This is a genomic window from Clostridium sp. ATCC BAA-442, from assembly GCF_964239415.1.
Classification (GTDB): Bacteria; Bacillota; Clostridia; order Oscillospirales; family Oscillospiraceae; genus Flavonifractor; species Flavonifractor plautii.
In genome coordinates this window covers 246-18,699 of record NZ_CAXSQB010000063.1, presented here as the reverse complement: position 1 = coordinate 18,699, position 18,454 = coordinate 246, and the positions used below count along the sequence as shown (strand labels likewise).

General features: G+C 66.7%; 13 protein-coding genes. 10 read left to right on the top strand and 3 right to left on the bottom strand.

Going from position 1 to position 18,454, the window contains the following annotated elements:
* Positions 1-119: 119 nt before the first annotated feature.
* From ygfK to arcC, 6 genes are all read left to right on the top strand, one after another.
* On the top strand, positions 120-3,116 hold the full coding sequence (gene ygfK, locus ACESY8_RS17710) for a putative selenate reductase subunit YgfK (RefSeq protein WP_498794905.1): 2,997 nt from the start codon (positions 120-122) through the stop codon (positions 3,114-3,116).
* A gap of 81 nt (positions 3,117-3,197) precedes the next feature.
* Positions 3,198-5,795 carry a selenium-dependent xanthine dehydrogenase gene (xdh, locus tag ACESY8_RS17705; protein WP_226916184.1) on the top strand — a complete coding sequence of 866 codons (2,598 nt, stop codon included), beginning with the start codon at positions 3,198-3,200 and terminating at the stop codon, positions 5,793-5,795.
* A gap of 237 nt (positions 5,796-6,032) precedes the next feature.
* The gene (dpaL, locus tag ACESY8_RS17700; RefSeq protein ID WP_054339278.1) at positions 6,033-7,247 is read left to right on the top strand and encodes a diaminopropionate ammonia-lyase; all 1,215 of its coding nucleotides are present in this window, start codon (positions 6,033-6,035) and stop codon (positions 7,245-7,247) included.
* A 230-nt stretch (positions 7,248-7,477) separates the two neighbouring features.
* Entirely contained in the window at positions 7,478-8,890 is a 1,413-nt protein-coding gene (locus ACESY8_RS17695) for a YgeY family selenium metabolism-linked hydrolase (protein WP_054339277.1), read from the top strand.
* Between the two features lie 95 nt (positions 8,891-8,985).
* Positions 8,986-10,182, top strand: coding sequence for a knotted carbamoyltransferase YgeW (gene ygeW, locus ACESY8_RS17690; RefSeq protein WP_024723540.1), 1,197 nt, complete (start codon positions 8,986-8,988; stop codon positions 10,180-10,182).
* A gap of 552 nt (positions 10,183-10,734) precedes the next feature.
* Positions 10,735-11,676, top strand: coding sequence for a carbamate kinase (arcC, locus tag ACESY8_RS17685; protein WP_054339276.1), 942 nt, complete (start codon positions 10,735-10,737; stop codon positions 11,674-11,676).
* A 41-nt stretch (positions 11,677-11,717) separates the two neighbouring features.
* On the opposite strand, the gene ACESY8_RS17680 is transcribed toward arcC, so the two are convergent.
* The 3 genes from ACESY8_RS17680 to ACESY8_RS17670 form a co-directional block, all read right to left on the bottom strand.
* Positions 11,718-12,266 carry a helix-turn-helix transcriptional regulator gene (locus ACESY8_RS17680; protein WP_054339275.1) on the bottom strand — a complete coding sequence of 183 codons (549 nt, stop codon included), beginning with the start codon at positions 12,264-12,266 and terminating at the stop codon, positions 11,718-11,720.
* Positions 12,267-12,341: 75 nt separating this feature from the next.
* Complete coding sequence (locus tag ACESY8_RS17675) at positions 12,342-13,508, bottom strand: aminotransferase class V-fold PLP-dependent enzyme (RefSeq protein WP_434307896.1); 1,167 nt, start codon at positions 13,506-13,508, stop codon at positions 12,342-12,344.
* A gap of 68 nt (positions 13,509-13,576) precedes the next feature.
* Positions 13,577-14,752, bottom strand: a complete 1,176-nt coding sequence (locus tag ACESY8_RS17670; RefSeq protein WP_131970919.1) for a hypothetical protein — start codon at positions 14,750-14,752, stop codon at positions 13,577-13,579.
* A gap of 314 nt (positions 14,753-15,066) precedes the next feature.
* On the opposite strand from ACESY8_RS17670, the gene ACESY8_RS17665 reads away from it, so the two are divergent.
* The 4 genes from ACESY8_RS17665 to ACESY8_RS17650 are packed head-to-tail and all read left to right on the top strand — an operon-like array spanning position 15,067 to position 18,416.
* A complete protein-coding gene (locus ACESY8_RS17665; protein ID WP_138307483.1) occupies positions 15,067-15,717 on the top strand; it encodes a UBA domain-containing protein in 651 nt (216 codons plus the stop codon).
* A gap of 12 nt (positions 15,718-15,729) precedes the next feature.
* The gene (locus ACESY8_RS17660; protein ID WP_007490022.1) at positions 15,730-16,422 is read left to right on the top strand and encodes a response regulator transcription factor; all 693 of its coding nucleotides are present in this window, start codon (positions 15,730-15,732) and stop codon (positions 16,420-16,422) included.
* Positions 16,419-16,907, top strand: a complete 489-nt coding sequence (locus ACESY8_RS17655) for a hypothetical protein (protein WP_054339274.1) — start codon at positions 16,419-16,421, stop codon at positions 16,905-16,907. The genes ACESY8_RS17660 and ACESY8_RS17655 overlap by 4 nt, the downstream gene beginning before the upstream one ends.
* A gap of 15 nt (positions 16,908-16,922) precedes the next feature.
* Positions 16,923-18,416: a sensor histidine kinase gene (locus ACESY8_RS17650; RefSeq protein WP_434307895.1), complete on the top strand. Its 1,494-nt coding sequence runs from the start codon at positions 16,923-16,925 to the stop codon at positions 18,414-18,416.
* Positions 18,417-18,454 lie beyond the last annotated feature (38 nt).

Sequence of the window (18,454 nt, the reverse complement as noted above, 5' to 3'; positions counted from 1 at the left end):
CCCCCCCCCCCCCCCCCCCCCCCCCCCCCCCCCCCCCCCCCCCCCCCCCCCCCCCCCCCCCCCCCCCCCCCCCCCGCCAGTCTGAACACATCTGAATCATATTTGGGAGGCCATCCGTTATGAGCGATATTATGAGACCCATGCCCTTTGCCCACCTGATGAACTGGATTTTGAGCGAGTACCGCGCCCAGGGCTCCGTGTTCGGCGTATCCAAGCTGGTGCACCACGCCGGCGGGAAGGCCCTGCCCATCTTTGAGGAGAAGATCGAGTCCCCCTACGGCCCCGCCGCCGGCCCCCACACCCAGCTGGCCCAGAACATCATCGCGGCCTACGCCGCGGGCAGCCGCTTCTTTGAGGTCAAGACCGTGCAGGTGATGGACGGCGAGGAGCTGTCCAAGTGCGTCAGCAAACCCTGCATCACCGCCGCGGACGAGTGCTACAACTGCGAGTGGTCCACCGAGCTGTACGTCCCCCAGGCCTTCGCCGAGTATGTCAAGGCGTGGTTCGCCTGCAAGCTGCTGGCGAAGGAGCTGGAGCTGGGCGATCCCGACGGCTTTGTGTTCAACATGAGTGTGGGCTACGACCTCAAGGGCATCCAGAGCCCCAAGGTGGACGCCTACATCGAGGGGATGAAGGACGCCTCCGGCACCGAGGTGTGGCGGGAGTGCATGGACTGGACTCTGGCCAATCTGGACCGGTTTGAGAAGGTGGACGAGGCCTATGTCCGGGGCATTACCCCCCACGTGTCCAACTCCATCACCGAGTCCACCCTCCACGGCTGCCCCCCCGACGAGATCGAGCGCATCGCCACCTACCTCATCACCGAAAAGAACCTGAACACCTACGTCAAGTGCAACCCCACCCTGCTGGGCTATGAGTTCGCCCGCAAGACCCTGGACGGCCTGGGCTTCGACTACATCCAGTTTGACGACCACCACTTCCGCGAGGATCTCCAGTGGGAGGACGCGGTGCCCATGTTCCACCGGCTGATGCAGCGCACCGGCGAGCGGGGCCTGGAGTTCGGCGTGAAGATCACCAACACCTTCCCCGTGGACGTGGCCGCCGGCGAGCTGCCCAGCGAGGAGATGTACATGTCCGGCCGCTCCCTCTACCCCCTGTCCCTGTCCCTGGCGGCCCGGCTGGCCAGGGAGTTCAAGGGCAAGCTGCGCATCTCCTATTCTGGCGGCGCGGACATTCACTCGGTGCGGGCCCTCTTTGACGCGGGCATCTGGCCCATCACCATGGCCACCACCGTCCTCAAGCCCGGCGGCTACCAGCGGTTCAGCCAGATCGGCCGGGCGCTGCTGGATATCTCCTACGCCCCCTGGGAGGGGGTGGACGCGGCCAGGGCGGCCGCCCGGGCGGAGGGCATCTCCGCCGACGGCCACTATCAAAAGCCCATGAAGCCCATCCCCAGCCGCAAGCTGGACAAAAAGGTGCCCCTCATCGACTGCTTCTCCGCCCCCTGCCGCTCCGGCTGCCCCATCGAGCAGGACATCCCCGCCTATCTGATGAAGGTAGGCGAGGGCAAGTACGAGGAGGCGCTGCGCATCATCACCCAGCGCAACGCCCTGCCCTTCATCACCGGCACCATCTGCTCCCACCGCTGCCAGGACAAGTGTATGCGCAACGCCTACGACGAGAGCGTCTACATCCGCGCCCAGAAGCTAAAGGCCGCCGAGGGCGGGTTTGAGGCCCTGCTGCCCAAGCTGCGCCCCGCCGCCCCCGCCGCGGGCCGGAGGGTGGCCGTGGTGGGCGGCGGCCCCGGCGGCATGTCCGCCGCCTACTTCCTGGGCCGCTCCGGCGTGGACGTCACCGTCTTCGAGCGCCGGGACGCCCTGGGCGGCATCGTGCGCCATGTCATCCCCGCGTTCCGCATCCCCGGCGAGGCCATCGACAACGACGTGCGCCTCATGGAGGCCATGGGGGTAAAGGTGGAGCTCAACACCGAGGTGAAGAACGTACAGGAGCTCTTCGCCCAGGGCTTCACCCATGTGATCCTGGCCACCGGCGCGTGGCAGAAGGGCAGCGCCGGGCTGGAGTACGGCGAGGAGCGCAACGTCATCGAGTTCCTGGAGGCCGCCAAGAAGGCCCCCGATACCCTGAACCTGGGCCGGCATGTGGTGGTCATCGGCGGCGGCAACACCGCCATGGACGCCGCCCGGGCCGCCAAGCGCCTTCCCGGCGTGGAGACCGTCTCCCTGGTGTACCGCAGAACCCGCCGCTATATGCCCGCCGACCAGGAGGAGCTGGAGCTGGCCCTGGCCGACGGCGTGGAGTTCCGGGAGCTGCTCGCCCCCGTGGGCGTCCGGGACGGCGTGCTCACCTGCAGGGTGATGGAGCTGGGCGCCCCCGACGCCACCGGCCGCCGCTCCCCCGTGGACACCGGCCGGACGGCGGAGGTGCCCGCCGACACGGTGATCACCGCCGTGGGCGAGAAGGTGGACACGGAGCTTTACACCGCCAACGGCCTTTCTGTGGATCAACGGGGCCGCGCCGTGGTCAACCCGGATACCCTGGAGTCCTCCGTCAAGCACGTCTTTGTGGTGGGCGACGGCCAGAAGGGCCCCGGCACCGTGGTAGAGGCCATCGCCGGCGCCGCCAGGGCGGCCCAGGCCATCCACCCCTTCGACGCGGACGCCTGGGTGGAGCAGAACGTGAACCCCGACTATCAGAAGCCCCTGGCCAAGCGGGGCGACGTGTGCACCGACTGCGCCTCCTGCGGGGACAGCCGCTGCCTGGGCTGCGCCACCGTGTGCGAGACCTGCACCGAGGTGTGCCCCAACCGGGCCAATGTGGCAGTGTGGGTGCCCGGCATGCGCCAGCGCCAGATCATCCACGTGGACGGCATGTGCAACGAGTGCGGCAACTGCGCCACCTTCTGCCCCTATGACAGCCGCCCCTATCAGGACAAGTTCACCCTGTTCTGGCGCGCGGACGACTTCGAGAACAGCCGGAACGAGGGCTTCCTCCGCCTGGAGGACGGCAGAACCCGGGTGCGCCTGGGCGGCCAGGTGGCCGACTACGACGTGTCCGACGCCGCCTGCGGCCTGTACGACCCCCTGCGCCGCCTGATCTGCGCGGTATACGAAAACTACGCCTATCTGCTGGGATAATCCGGCGGCGGTGAGCCTCAGCCTTTCGCTGGGGCTTTCCGCACGCCCATGGAATCTGAATCAGGAAATGAGGAACCTGCCATGAGTGAGTGTTATTCCTTTGTGGTCAACGGCGTCCCCTGCTCCACGGAGGAGGAGAAGCCTCTGCTGCGCTACCTGCGGGACGAGCTGCGCCTGACCTCGGTGAAGGACGGGTGCAGCGAGGGCGCCTGCGGCACCTGCACCATCCTGGTGGACGGCAAGGCCGTCAAGGCCTGCGTCCTGTCCACCAAGCGGGCCGCAGGCAAGGAGATCGTGACGGTGGAGGGCCTCTCGGAGGCCGAGCGGGAGGCCTTCGTCTACGCCTTCGGCGCGGTGGGCGCGGTTCAGTGCGGCTTCTGCATCCCCGGCATGGTAATGGCGGGCAAGGCCCTGCTGGATCAGAACCCCAACCCCTCCGAGGCGGAGATCAAAAAGGCCATCCGGGGCAACGTGTGCCGCTGCACCGGCTACAAGAAAATCATCGAGGGCATTGCCCTGGCCGGGGCCATCCTCCGCGGGGAGGCGTCCGTCGATCCCGCCCTGGAGGAGGGGGAGGACTACGGCGTGGGGGCGCGGGCCTTCCGCACCGACGTGCGCGACAAGGTGCTGGGCCGGGGGGAGTACTGCGACGATCTGTACCTGGACGGCATGGCGCACGCCTCCGCCGTCCGCTCCCAGTACCCCCGAGCCAGGGTGCTGGACATCGACCCCTCCGCCGCCCTGGCTCTGCCGGGGGTGCTGGCCGTCCTCACCGCCGACGACGTGCCCCACAACAAGGTGGGCCACCTCCAGCAGGACTGGGACGTGATGATCGCCAAGGGGGACATCACCCGCTGCGTGGGGGACGCCGTCTGCCTGGTGGTGGCGGAGAGCGAGGCCGTGCTCAAGCAGGCCAAGGAGCTGGTGAAGGTGGACTATGAGCCCCTGGAGCCGGTACGCACCATCCAGGAGGCCAGGGCGGCGGACGCCCCCAGCCTCCACCCCAACGGCAACCTGTGCCAGCAGCGCCACGTCACCCGGGGCGACGCCAGGGCCGCCCTGGCCCAGTCCAAGTATGTGGTCACCCAGTCCTACCGCACCCCATTCACCGAGCACGCCTTCCTGGAGCCGGAGTGCGCCGTGGCCTTCCCCTACAAGGACGGGGTAAAGGTCTATACCTCCGACCAGGGGGTGTACGACACCCGCAAGGAGATCTCCATCATGCTGGGGTGGGAGCCCGAGCGCATCGTGGTGGAGAACAAGCTGGTGGGGGGCGGCTTCGGCGGCAAGGAGGACGTGTCGGTGCAGCACCTGGCGGTGCTGGCCGCCCTCAAGGTGGGCCGCCCGGTGAAGGCGAAGCTCTCCCGGCAGGAGTCCATCGCCTTCCACCCAAAGCGCCACTATATGGAGGGCACCTTCACCCTGGGCTGCGACGAGAACGGCATCTTCACCGGCCTGGACTGCGAGATCCACTTCGACACCGGGGCCTACGCCTCCCTGTGCGGGCCGGTGCTGGAGCGGGCCTGCACCCACTCGGTGGGCCCCTACTGCTACCAGAACACCGACATCCGCGGCTTCGGCTGGTACACCAATAACCCCCCCGCCGGGGCCTTCCGGGGCTTCGGCGTGTGCCAGAGCGAGTTCGCCCTGGAGTCCAACATCAACCTGCTGGCGGTAAAAGTGGGCATCTCCCCCTGGGAGATCCGCTTCCGCAACGCCATCGAGCCGGGGAAGGCCCTCCCCAACGGCCAGATCGCCGACTGCTCCACCGCCCTCAAGGAGACCCTGCTGGCGGTAAAGGACGTCTATGAGCAAAACGCGGCTCACGCCGGCATCGCCTGCGCCATGAAGAACTCCGGCGTGGGCGTGGGCCTGCCCGACAAGGGCCGGTGCAAGCTGGCGGTGCGCAATGGGGTGGTGGAGCTCTACTCCGCCGCCTCCGACATCGGCCAGGGCTGCGCCACCGTGTTCCTCCAGATGCTGGCCGAGGCCACCGGCCTGCCCCTGGAAAAGCTCCGCAACATGGGGGCCAACTCGGAGGTGGCCCCCGACTCGGGCACCACCTCCGGTTCCCGCCAGACCCTGATCACCGGCGAGGCGGTGCGCATGGCCGCCGCCGAGCTCAGGGCCGATCTGGACGGGGCGGGCGGAGATTTGTCCGCCCTGGAGGGGCTGGAGTACAGCGCCGAGTTCTTCGACCCCACCGACAAGCTGGGGGCCGACAAGCCCAATCCCAAGAGCCATGTGGCCTACGGCTTCGCCACCCATGTGGTGATTCTGGACGACGACGGGCGGGTGAAGGAGGTCTACGCTGCCCACGACTCGGGCAAGGTGGTCAACCCCACCTCCATCCAGGGGCAGATCGAGGGGGGCGTGCTCATGGGCCTGGGCTACGCCCTCACCGAGGACTTCCCCCTGAAGGACTGTGTGCCCCAGGCCAAATTCGGCACCCTGGGGCTGATGCGGGCCGACCAGATCCCCGACATCCACGCCATCTATGTGGAGAAGGAGGAGCTGCTCCCCTTCGCCTACGGGGCCAAGGGCATCGGCGAGATCGCCACCATCCCCACCGCTCCGGCGGCCCAGGGGGCCTACTACGCCCGCGACCACATCCTGCGCACCAGCCTGCCCATGCAGGACACCTTCTATAAAAAGCCAGCCAAGAAGGCCGCCCCCTGACCTTCCGCGGGGTCCCGGCGGCCGTCCGTCCGGGGCCCCGGCGCCCGGCCGCCGGGGCCCCCGCTTTCCTGTTTTTCCCTTATACGGCAGGCGCATTTTTATGGATGCTAAAAATTTTTTAGTATTACACCATTTTTTTTAGAATATCCTCTTGACATCTGAACGGGACGTGGTATGATGGTCTCGTAAAACAAAAAGTGAGTGCAACTTCAAAATAATTTGGAGGCGACCGTCCCAATGAAAGACCAGATCAAATGGGTCCTCAACACCATGCCCAAGAGCGACGACCGGCAGCTGCCCATCATGTCGCTCTCCAACGTGGCCAAGGCCCGCTTTTTCCACAGCACCTTCCCCCAGTACTCCGTCACCCCCCTGGACCGGCTGGACGGCATGGCCCAATACCTGGGGCTGGCCGGCCTGTGCGTCAAAAACGAGTCCTTCCGCTTCGGCCTGAACGCCTTCAAGGTGCTGGGCGGCTCCTTCGCCATGGCCAAGTACATCGCCAAGGAGATGGGCCGGGACGTGTCCGAGATGACCTACGACTACCTGACCAGCGAGGCCTTCCGCAAGGAGTTCGGCCAGGCCACCTTCTTCACCGCCACCGACGGCAACCACGGCCGCGGCGTGGCGTGGGCGGCCAACAAGCTGGGGCAGAAGGCCGTGGTACATATGCCCAAGGGCAGCTCCAAGCCCCGGTACGACAACATCGCCAAGGAGGGCGCCGCCGTCACCATCGAGGAGGTCAACTACGACGACTGCGTCCGCATGGCCGCCGCCGAGGCCGCCCAGACCGAGCACGGCGTGATCGTCCAGGACACCGCCTGGGACGGCTATGAGGAGATCCCCTCCTGGATCATGCAGGGCTACGGCACCATGGCCGCCGAGGCCGCCGAGCAGCTCCGCCAGATCGGCGTCAACCGCCCCTCCCACGTGTTCGTCCAGGCGGGCGTGGGCTCCCTGGCCGGCGCGGTGGTGGGCTACTTCACCAACCTGTTCCCCAACGACCCGCCCAAGTTCATCATCATGGAGGCCCAGGCGGCCGACTGCCTCTACCGGGGCGCCCTGGCCGGCGACGGCTCCCCCCGCATCGTGGACGGCGATCTCCAGACCATCATGGCCGGCCTGGCCTGCGGCGAGCCCAACACCATCTCCTGGGATATCCTGCGCAACCACGCCACCGCCTTTGTCTCCTGCCCCGACTGGGTGAGCGCCCGGGGCATGCGGATGCTGGGCGTGCCCGTCAAGGGCGACCCGGTGGTGATCTCCGGCGAGTCCGGCGCGGTGGGCATGGGCCTCATCGCCGCCATCATGGAGACCGATGAATACAAGGAGCTCCGGGAGGCCATCGGCCTGGACCGTTTCAGCCAGGTGCTCATGTTCTCCACCGAGGGCAACACCGACCCCATGAAGTTCCGCAAGGTGCTGTGGGACGGTGAATATCCCACGGTCTGACTGCGTCAGACCGTGGGGCCCCAAGCCCCTTTCCATGCTCGGCGGAACTGAATTCCGCCTGCGCCAAGGTTTTGCCCGCAGGGCAAAACGCTTGTACGCGCCACTCGGCGCGGCTCCGGTTCCGGGGCACATGTCCCCGGAACGAACAAACTGCACGCCTGCGGCGCGCACTCTGTAAGGCTTTTAAGAAAATACAACCACCTGTGGATCAATGATGGAGGGAAACGAACATGGATTACGAGCAGATCAAGAAGGCAGCCGAGGGCTACAAGGCCGATATGACCCGCTTTCTGCGGGCGATGATCTCCCACCCCAGCGAGAGCTGCGAGGAGAAGGAAGTGGTGGCCTGCATCAAGGCCGAGATGGAGAAGCTGGGCTATGACGCGGTGGAAGTGGACGGCCTGGGCAACGTCATCGGCTGGATGGGTGAGGGCGACAAGATCATCGCCTTCGACTCCCACATCGACACCGTGGGCATCGGCAACATCAACAACTGGGAGGCCGATCCCTACCAGGGCTACGAGGACGACGCGGTGATCTTCGGCCGCGGCGGCTCCGACCAGGAGGGCGGCATGGCCGCCGCCACCTACGGCGCCAAGATCATGAAGGATCTGGGCCTCATTCCCGCCGGCTATAAAATCATGGTGGTGGGCTCCGTGCAGGAGGAGGACTGCGACGGCATGTGCTGGCAGTACATCGTCAACAAGTTCTTCCCCGCCAAGGGCATCCGCAAGGAGCAGGTGGAGTTCGTGGTGTCCACCGAGCCCACTGACGGCGGCATCTACCGGGGCCACCGGGGCCGCATGGAGATCCGCGTGGACGTGAAGGGCGTCTCCTGCCACGGCTCCGCCCCGGAGCGGGGCGACAACGCCATCTACAAGATGGCCGACATCCTCCAGGATGTGCGCGCCCTCAACGAGAACCCCGCCGACGAGACCGTGGAGATCAAGGGCCTGGTGAAGATGCTGGATCCCAAGTACAACCCCGAGCACTTTGAGGATGCCCGCTTCCTGGGCCGGGGCACCTGCACCACCTCCCAGATCTTCTACACCTCCCCCAGCCGCTGCGCCGTGGCCGACTCCTGCTCCATCTCCATCGACCGCCGCATGACCGCCGGCGAGACCTGGGACTCCTGCCTCCAGGAGATCCGCGATCTGCCCAGCGTGAAGAAGTACGGCGACGACGTACAGGTGTCCATGTATATGTATGACCGGCCCTCCTGGACCGGCGAGGTGTACGAGACCGAGTGCTACTTCCCCACCTGGATCAACAAGGAGAACGCCGCCCACGTCCAGGCCCTGGTGGACGCCCACCACGCCCTCTGGGGCGACAAGCGCATCGGCCACGCCGACGCCGAGGCCAAGCGGGACGCCATGCACCTGCGGGACGGCCGCCCCCTCACCGACAAGTGGACCTTCTCCACCAACGGCGTGGCCATCCAGGGCCGCTACGGCATCCCCTGCGTGGGCTTCGGCCCCGGCGCCGAGAGCCAGGCTCACGCCCCCAACGAGATCACCTGGAAGATGGATCTGGTCACCTGCGCCGCCCTGTACGCCGCCGTGCCCGGCAACTACAAGGAGGAGAACAAGACCGCCGACGTGTCCCAGTTCCGCGCGGGCAAGACCAATAATAACATTCAGTAAGAAGCGCGCCCGTAGGGGCGGGGCTTGTCCCCGCCCGCGGACGGCCACAAGGGCCGCCCCTACCCCACAAGAAAAAAGAAAAGGAGATTGCCGCTATGGAAAACCTTCAGAACTATATTGACAAACTCAACAAGCTCAACTTCAAGGAGATGTACGAGGGCGACTTCTTCCTGACCTGGGAAAAGACCGACGACGAGCTCGAGGCCGTCTTCACCATCGCCGACGCCCTGCGCTACATGCGCGAGCACAACATCTCCACCAAGATTTTCGAGTCCGGCCTGGGTATCTCCCTGTTCCGCGACAACTCCACCCGCACCCGCTTCTCCTTCGCCTCCGCCTGCAACCTGCTGGGCCTGGAGGTGCAGGATCTGGACGAGGGCAAGAGCCAGATCGCCCACGGCGAGACCGTCCGCGAGACCGCCAACATGGTGTCCTTCATGGCCGACGTCATCGGCATCCGCGACGACATGTACATCGGCAAGGGCAACGCCTACATGCACGAGTTCATGGACGCCGTGACCCAGGGCCACAAGGACGGCGTGCTGGAGCAGAAGCCCACCCTGGTCAACCTCCAGTGCGACATCGACCACCCCACCCAGGCCATGGCTGACATGCTGCACATCATCCACCACTTCGGCGGCGTGGAGAACCTGAAGGGCAAGAAGATCGCCATGACCTGGGCCTACTCCCCCAGCTACGGCAAACCCCTCTCCGTGCCCCAGGGCGTCATCGGCCTGATGAGCCGCTTCGGCATGGACGTGGTGCTGGCCCACCCCGAGGGCTACGAGGTTATGCCCGAAGTGGAGGAGGTGGCCCGTGCCAACGCCCAGAAGAGCGGCGGCACCTTCACCAAGACCCACTCCATGGCCGAGGCCTTCCAGGACGCCGACATCGTCTATCCCAAGAGCTGGGCCCCCTTCGCCGCCATGGAGAAGCGCACCAACCTGTACGCCGAGGGCGATTCCGACGGCATCAAGGCCCTGGAGAAGGAGCTGCTGGCCCAGAACGCCACCCACAAGGACTGGTGCTGCACCGAGGAGCTGATGAAGACCACCCGCGACGGCAAGGCCCTGTACCTGCACTGCCTGCCCGCCGACATCAACGACGTCTCCTGCGTGGACGGCGAGGTGGAGGCCAGCGTGTTTGACCGCTACCGCGATCCTCTCTATAAGGAGGCCTCCTTCAAGCCCTATATCATCGCCGCCATGATCTTCCTGGCCAAGGTGAAGGATCCCCAGGCCACCCTGAAGGCCCTGGAGGAGCGCGGCCTGGCCCGCTGGTTCCAGAAGTAAAATCTGCGAATTTCCCCCGCCCAGGCGCTCCGGCCCGCCCGCAAATACAGGTACTCCGGTATTCTGCGGGCGGGCCCCGTCTTTTTCGGCGCGGGCACACAGGCAGGGATGCCCCTTGCGGCCGCCCGCCCCTCCGTATTCCGTAGGGGCCGATGCCCTCATCGGCCCGGCGGCCCGCGGAACAGGCAGGGTGCACACACAGGTGCGCCCCTACTGAATTCCGCCTGCGCCAAGGTTTTGCCCTCCGGGCAAAACGCTTGTACGCGCCTCCCGGCGCGGAGGGCATTTCCGCCCCCCTCCTTTCGACTTTTCTTATTTTGAATGAGGTGCTATTCATGGGTAAACGTGTTGTCATCGCCCTGGGCGGAAAACGCCCCAGGACGGCACGCCGCCCTGGGGGCCCCCTTCTGTTTTTACTTGCTCGGCGGAACTGAATTCCGCCTGCGCCAAGGTTTTGCCCTTCGGGCAAAACGCTTGTACGCGCCTCCCGGCGCGTGGGCATTTCCGCCCCTCTCCTTTTGACTTTTCTTTATCTTGAATGAGGTGCTATTCATGGGTAAACGTGTTGTCATCGCCCTGGGCGGAAATGCCCTAGGCAATAATCTGCCGGAGCAGATGATCGCGGTGAAGCAGACCGCCAGGGCCATCGTGGATCTGATCGAGGAGGGCCACGAGGTCATCATCGCCCACGGCAACGGCCCCCAGGTGGGCATGATTCAGAAGGCCATGGCCGAGCTGACCCGCTCGGAGCCGGCGAAGTACATCCCCTGCCCCCTCTCCGTCTGCGTGGCCATGAGCCAGGGGTATATCGGCTATGATCTCCAGAATGCGCTGCGGGAGGAGCTGCTGGATCGCGGCATCTCCAAGGGCGTGGCCACCGTGCTGACCCAGGTGGAAGTAAACCGGGACGACCCGGCCTTCCAGAACCCCACAAAGCCCATCGGCGCCTTCATGACCAAGGAGGAGGCCGACAAAATGGTGGCTGAGCGGGGCTATAACGTCATTGAGGACGCGGGCCGGGGCTACCGCCGTGTGGTGGCCTCTCCCAAGCCCCAGTCCATCATCGAGATTGAGTCCATCCGCGACATGGTGGACGCCGGACTGGTGGTGGTGGCCTGCGGCGGCGGCGGCATCCCGGTCTACAAGACCGAGGGCCACCACCTCAAGGGCGCGGCGGCGGTCATCGACAAGGACTTCGCCTCCTGCGTGCTGGCCCAGCAGGTCAACGCCGATACCCTCATCATCCTCACCGCCGTGGAGAAGGTGGCCATTAACTTCGGCAAGCCCAACCAGACCTGGCTGGACAGCCTGACCCCCGCCGAGGCCAAGGTCTACATGGAACGGGGCCACTTCGCCCCCGGCTCCATGCTGCCCAAGGTGCAGGCTGCCGTGGAATTCGCCGAGAGCGCCCCCGGCCGCACCGCCCTGATCACCCTTCTGGAGAAGGCCAAGGACGGCGTGGCGGGCCGCACCGGCACGGTTATCCACCAGTAAAGTGCAAAAAATGGAGTTCCCGCAGGGCGGGAACTCCATTTTTAACGTCCGAAGATCAGTACATAGTAGAGCGGAATGGTGAGAAACAGCATCCAGCCCGGGTGCCAGTTGTCCAGCAGGAAGCCGGTGATCAAAAAGGCCACCGTGACCACCACGGCATAGACCTCCGAGATGCCAAGCCAGTAGGTCAGGTTGGGCAGAATCACCATCAGCGCCAGGGTGAGCAGCCACAGCAGCCCCTCCTTCCACTTGGCCCGCGCCCGCTTCCGGGCCTTCTGCTCCGCCTCCTCCGCGGCGTCCCAGGCCCGGGCGGCGGCAAAAATCTCCGCGTCCTCGTCCGCCGGGGCCTCCTCCGGCTCCGGCGTGGCCTGGGCTGCCTCCCCCGCCGGGGTGTGGAGCAGCAGCGCGTCCAGGGACACGCCGTAGAGACGGGCCAGGGCGAGCAGGTTGTCCGTGTCCGGAGAGGACTCCGCCCTCTCCCACTTGGACACCGCCTGGCGGCTGACTCCCAGCTTGTACGCCAGCTCCTCCTGGGAATAGCCGTGCTCCCGGCGCAGGGCCAGCAGGCGGTTTGCAATCTCCAGATTCATGGGCACTCCTCCTCGCCGTTCAGAATAGCAGAGACGGGCCTGGGCCGCCACCGCTTCCGGGTTTCATGGCCGCAACTATTGGTTGCCCACCTCCAGCAGCAGGTCGTACACCGCGCCGTGGACGTAGTCCAGCTCCTCAAAGGTGGTAAACGGCCCCACGGAGAAGCGCACCGCCCCCTGGGGAAAGGTGCCCAGGGTCTTGTGGGCCAGCGGGGCGCAGTGGAGGCCGCAGCGGGTCTGGATGCCGTACTCCCGCTCCAGCCGGAAGGTCATCTCGGCGTTGTCGGCGCAGAGAAAGTCCACAGACACCACCCCCACCCGGTTTACCGGGTCGTCAGAGCCCAGCACCCGCAGGCCGTCCTCCTCCAGCTCCATCAGCCGGGCCCACAGGTGGCCCGCCAGCTTCCGCTCCCGCGCCCGCAGGGCCTCCCCCTCCCGGTCCAGGTAGTCCAGGGCAGCCCCCAGGCCGAAGATCCCCGGCAGATTCAGCGTGCCCGCCTCCAGCCGGTCGGGCAGGAAAGGGGGCATGTCCAGCGACTCGGATTGGCTGCCCGTGCCGCCGGCGAGGAGGGGCTCCAGCTCCGACGCCAGGGCATCGCTGACCACCACGCCGCCGATGCCCTGGGGCCCCAGCAGGCCCTTGTGGCCTGGAAAAGCCAGGCCGTCGATGCCCATGGCCCCCATGTCCACCGGCAGGACGCCCAGAGTCTGGGCCGCGTCCACCAGGAAGAAGATGCCCCGCGCCCGGCACAGGGCCCCCACCGCGCCGATGGGGAACCGGGTGCCCGACACGTTGGAGGCGTGGGTGAGCACCACCGCCCGGACGCCGGGCGTCAGCCGCTCTGCCAGATTCTCCGTCACCAGCTCCCCCCGCTCCGTGCAGGGCAGGTACTCCACCTCCACCCCCGCCCGCTCCAACTGTCGGAGGGGGCGCAGGACGGCGTTGTGCTCCATGGGGGAGGTCACGACCCGGTCGCCGGGCCGCAGCAGTCCCTTGAGCAGCAGATTCAGCCCGTGGGTGGCCCCGGAGGTGAACGCCACATTGCGCGGCCCGGGACCGTTCACCAGGGTACAGAGCCGCTCCCGCACCTCCAGCACCCCCTCGGCCGCGTCATAGGTCCGCTGGTAGCCGCCCCGGCCGATGTTGCAGCCCACACGCTCAATGTAGTCCGCCATGGCCGCCCCCACCCCCGGTGCCTTGGGGTAAGAGGTGGCCGCGTTGTCCAGATATACGGTGCGCATGTGTGACTCCTCCTCCTCAAAACAGGCGGGCGGACAAGCTCCGCCCGCCTGTATGTGCTCCAATTCTCTCAGATCCGTGTATCCAGCGCCAGTTGGAACCAGTACGCGTCCCGCGGCATGCGGGGCAACAGCCGGGACAGGATGCCGGCGCTCTCTCCGCTGTCGTCCAGCAACATGCGGGCCGCGCTGCGCCGTCCTTCCAGAGTGCGCAGCAGGGCGTTGGCCTGGGTGCTCTGGCTTCGGCCGTCGGGCCGGCCGTCCACGTTGGCCGACCAGCAGGCCCAGCCCTCCCGCTCCAGCGCATCCGCCACGCCGGAGGCCGCCCCCTCCAGATATACGGTATGGGGCCGCACACGGACCAACTGCTCCAACAGGCCGGCCCCCTCCTCCAACGCCGCCCGCGCCCCATCCAGGCTCTGGCCCGGGACGGACAGGCCCACCGCGTGGCCCGAGCCCACCAGCCGGCGGAGCTGACCTTCCGCCGCCGCCAAGGCATCCGGCGTAAAGAGGAACAGGGCCCGGATGCCGCGTGCCTCCAGGGTGTCCAAAATGTTGTCCAGCGCCCCGCCGCCGGTGCACTGGAAGGACAGGTAGACCGGCAGACCGTCCTCCTGCTCCGGCTCGTCCGTGCCGCCGCCCGATGGCGTGGGGGACGGGCTAGGCGTGGGCTGGGTGCCCTGGTTCAGCTCCTGGAGGTACTTATAGTAGCGGGTGGGCATAGACAGCCCGCTGGCCGATGTAACAAACTGCTGGGTGTCCAGCCGCTCCTGCCCGTTTGTGATACGGATCAGGGTGCCGTAGTTGGTGGGGGTATAGGTGTAATTCAGGCCAAAAAAGCTGCACACCCCGGCCAGGGGGACAAACACCCGCCCGTTGCGCAGCGCGGCACGCATGTCCTTCGCCTCTCCGGAGAAGCCGTCGGTGCAGGTGCCCGCGTTCAGGTCAAACACAAGCATGCCGTTCAGGCTGTAGAGGGTAAACTTGTACTCAGTCTCTGTCCGCTCCTGCCCGTAGGAGACCCCCAGGTTCACCCCCGTCACCGTCCAGTCGAAGGCGGTGTAGGGCACATATATGTCTCCGTTGATCCAGGCGGGCATGGCGGACAGGGGCAGGTCCAGCATCTGGTCGTTCTCCGCCATCAGATAGATGGTGATCTCATCCGCCTTGGCCGTCCCGGCCAGCAGGAGGCTCAGGAGCAGCGCCGCCGCGCACAGGCCGGACAGATATTTCTGGATGCGGCGCATGGCGCCCCTCCCTTCCCGGCAAAAGCCGTTCCTTTCTTGTCATTCCGCAATGAAGCCCGGCGGAATGGCCGCATGACTCCGGATTTCGCAGTCCCGCCCCCAGGGGCGGACAACGTCAGGTATAACCGCCGCTTTGCGGTTATTATATCATGAAACCCCAGCCGGGTAAAGCGGCAGCTTGCACCAGCGGGCCCGGCGTGGTATGATGTTGCCCGGAACCCAATTTAATGTGTTTTTAAGGAAAGATCAATTCCATCCGCCCTGCGGCTTGGGTATACTGTAATCACAAAACCGTTGAAAGGGTGGCGGCCTCTATGTCAGTGACTTTGGAACAGGTGGAACAACTCCGCGCGCACGCGGCAGTCTCCTATGAGGAGGCCCGGCGGGCCCTGGAGGCCTGTGACGGCGATCTGCTGGACGCCCTGATCCTGCTGGAGCGGGAGGGCCGGATTCCGCCGGGCGGCGGGCGGGGCGCGTTTTTTACCACCCAGCCCGGGGCCGCTCCGGAGCCGCCGCCCTCCGGGCCCACCCGGGGGCCGGAGGCGTCCGGGAAGGACGAGAAGCGGTTCTGGGGGCTGGCCGTGACCGTGGGCGGCCACCGCGGCCGGGAGGAGCGGGGGAGCTGGCGCACCCGCCTGCGGGAGCTGCTGGCGGCGGCGCTGGATCTGCTGCGCCACTGCACGGTCAACCAGTTTGAGGTGTGGCGCAACGGGGAGCGGATGACCGCCCTGCCCGTGCTGATCCTGATCCTGCTGGTGTTGGTGGCCTACTGGATCTCCCTGCCCTTGCTGGTGGTGGGCCTGTTCTTCGGCTGTAAATACCGCTTTTCCGGCCCGGATCTGGACAAAAACCGGGTGGGCGAGGTGGTCAACCAGGTGTCCGCCAAGGTGGGGGACGCGGTGGGCCAGGTACGGGACGAATTCAAGCGGGAATTCGACAAATCCAGGGGGAAAAAAGGCAAGTAAGGAGCGAGAGAGATGGCAGAGAGAATCCTGTTGGTGGAGGACGAGGAGAAGCTGGCCCGCATGGTGGAGCTGGAGCTCCAATACGAGGGGTACGAGGTGGAGAAGGCTTTCGACGGGCGCGCCGGGCTGGACCGGGCCCTGTCGGGGGAGTTCGACCTGGTGCTGCTGGACATCATGCTGCCCGCCCTGTCCGGCATGGAGGTGCTGCGCCGCCTGCGGCGGGAGAGCGCCATGCCCGTCATCATGCTCACTGCCCGGGACACCGTGGTGGATAAGGTGTCCGGCCTGGACATGGGGGCGGACGACTACATCACCAAGCCCTTTGCCATCGAGGAGCTGCTGGCCCGCATCCGGGCGGCCTTGCGCAAGCGCCCCGCCCAGGCCGCGGAGCCGCCCCGGAGCCTGCTCACCGCCGGTCCCCTCACCATGGACACCGACCGGCACGAGGTGAGCGTGAACGGCGAGGGGGTGGAGCTCACCCGCCGGGAGTTCGATCTGCTGCGCTACCTGCTGGAGAACAAGGAGCGGGTCATCTCCCGGGAGTCCCTGCTGGACCATGTGTGGGGCTTCGACTTCGTGGGGGAGACCAACGCAGTGGACGTATACATCCGCTTTCTGCGGGCCAAAATCGACGAGCACTTCGGTATCAAGCTCATCCACACCGTCCGCGGCGTGGGCTATGTGATTCGGGAGGAAGGACAATGAACGCGGCCGCCATCGTCTACACCAGCCAGACCGGCTTCACCGCCCGGTACGCCGCCCTGCTGGCGGAGCGCACCGGCCTGCCCTGCCGCCCGCTGAAGGAGGCCGCCGCCCTGCCCCGGGGGACGGCAGTTATCTACCTGGGCTGGCTGTGCGCCGGGGGGATCAAGGGCCTGAAGGAGGCCCGCCGCCGCTTCCGGATGGCGGCGGTGTGCGCCGTGGGCATGGCGGCGGAGGTGGAGGAGGCCAAGCTGCGCCGGGACAACCGGCTGGAGGGCGTTCCCCTGTTCTACCTCCGGGGCGGCTACGCCCCGGAGAAGCTCACCGGCTTCTACCGCGCCATGATGGCCCCCATGGCCCGGCTGGTGTCCAGGGCCCCGGCGGAGACGGAGGCCGACCGGGCCATGCGGGACGCCTTCCGGGACGGGGGCGACTGGGTTTCCCCGGAGCGACTGGCGCCCGTGCTGGCCTGGCTGGACGGGGATTAGGAGGAGGGAGTTCCCATGGCACACAGAGCGAACAAGCGCCCGCCGGGGCGCATCAAGTCCTCCATCGTGGCCCGGCTCAACACACGCCTCTTTTTCCGGCTGCTGGGCATCTATTTCACCATGGATCTGCTGCTGCTGTTCCTGTTCTGCGGCGGCCTGTTCGTTTGGTCGGAGCAGCAGGCGGCCCAGATCAACACCCTGGTGGAGGAGCGGGGCGTCCCCTCGGCGGAGGCCACGGAGTGGATGACGGCGGGGGATTACACCGTCACCGCCGGCACGCCGGAGGCGGACGGCCTTCGTCTGCCCGGCTGGCTGCCCTCGCCGGAGGAGACCCGGGACGGCGTGCGCTACTTCAACCCCGGCACGGTGGATTTCCTCCTGCTGGTCACCTTCTCCTCCGGCGACGCCACCAGCTACACCCTCCAGATGCCGGGGGACGAGCCCTACGCCATCCGGCTGGATCTGACCCAGCCCGCGGCCATCTTCGTCTTTGCCGCCCGGGTGCTGTTCATCTGCCAGCTGGCCAGCCTGGTGACCAACCTGTTCAAGAACGCCGGCTCCATCAAGAAGGTGCTCCGCCCCATCCAGGAGCTGGCCGCCACCGCCGCCAAGCTCAACCAGGTGGAGCGCATGTCGCCGGAGGAGCTGAAGGCCCTGGCGGGCAAGCTGGACGAGATCAACGCCACCCACCTGGACCGGCGCATCGACCTGCCCGGCACCCAGAAGGAGCTGAAAACCCTGGCCCAGGCCATCAACGCCATGCTGGACCGCATCAACGAGGCCTACCGCTCCCAGATGCGCTTCGTCTCCGACGCCAGCCATGAGCTGCGCACCCCCATCGCGGTGATCCAGGGCTACGCCAACCTGCTCAACCGCTGGGGCAAGGACGACCCCGCCACCCGCCAGGAGGCCATCGACGCCATCCGGCAGGAGGCCGACTCCATGAAGGAGCTGGTGGAGCAGCTTCTCTTCCTGGCCCGGGGGGACAACGACTCCATGCACATTGAGATGGAGACCTTCGACTTGACCGAGGTGGCCGCCGAGGTGCTCAAGGAGACCGGGATGATCGACCAGACCCACACCTTCTCCGCCCGGTGGGAGGGGGCCGTGCCGGTCTGCGCCGACGTGGGACTGACCAAGCAGGCCCTGCGCATCCTGGTGGACAACTCCATCAAATACACCCCCGCCGGAGGGCACATCACCCTGTCCGCCGCCCTGCGGGACGGCATGGCCCGCCTCTCCGTCCAGGACGAGGGCCAGGGCATCGACGCCGGCAGCCTGCCCCACGTGTTCGACCGCTTCTACCGCACCGACCAGTCCCGGGCCCGCCAGACCGGCGGCACCGGGCTGGGGCTGGCCATCGCCAAGTGGATCGTGGACCGCCACGGCGGCTGGTTTGAGGTGCGCTCCTGGCCCGGCGTAGGCACCCGCATGACCATCGTTCTCCCCGTCGCCGAGCTGGATGCCGGCGGTGCGGACGAAGATGCGGAGCAGACCCGCCCGGCGTAAAAGAAAGCCCCTGAAGGGCCGGCCTCTCCCTTGGAGAG

Coding starts and splice junctions, on each gene's coding strand:
- ygfK (WP_498794905.1), top strand. CDS start 120: ATGAGCGATATTATGAGACCCATGCCCTTTGCCCACCTGATGAACTGG.
- xdh (WP_226916184.1), top strand. CDS start 3,198: ATGAGTGAGTGTTATTCCTTTGTGGTCAACGGCGTCCCCTGCTCCACG.
- dpaL (WP_054339278.1), top strand. CDS start 6,033: ATGAAAGACCAGATCAAATGGGTCCTCAACACCATGCCCAAGAGCGAC.
- ACESY8_RS17695 (WP_054339277.1), top strand. CDS start 7,478: ATGGATTACGAGCAGATCAAGAAGGCAGCCGAGGGCTACAAGGCCGAT.
- ygeW (WP_024723540.1), top strand. CDS start 8,986: ATGGAAAACCTTCAGAACTATATTGACAAACTCAACAAGCTCAACTTC.
- arcC (WP_054339276.1), top strand. CDS start 10,735: ATGGGTAAACGTGTTGTCATCGCCCTGGGCGGAAATGCCCTAGGCAAT.
- ACESY8_RS17680 (WP_054339275.1), bottom strand. CDS start 12,266: ATGAATCTGGAGATTGCAAACCGCCTGCTGGCCCTGCGCCGGGAGCAC.
- ACESY8_RS17675 (WP_434307896.1), bottom strand. CDS start 13,508: ATGCGCACCGTATATCTGGACAACGCGGCCACCTCTTACCCCAAGGCA.
- ACESY8_RS17670 (WP_131970919.1), bottom strand. CDS start 14,752: ATGCGCCGCATCCAGAAATATCTGTCCGGCCTGTGCGCGGCGGCGCTG.
- ACESY8_RS17665 (WP_138307483.1), top strand. CDS start 15,067: ATGTCAGTGACTTTGGAACAGGTGGAACAACTCCGCGCGCACGCGGCA.
- ACESY8_RS17660 (WP_007490022.1), top strand. CDS start 15,730: ATGGCAGAGAGAATCCTGTTGGTGGAGGACGAGGAGAAGCTGGCCCGC.
- ACESY8_RS17655 (WP_054339274.1), top strand. CDS start 16,419: ATGAACGCGGCCGCCATCGTCTACACCAGCCAGACCGGCTTCACCGCC.
- ACESY8_RS17650 (WP_434307895.1), top strand. CDS start 16,923: ATGGCACACAGAGCGAACAAGCGCCCGCCGGGGCGCATCAAGTCCTCC.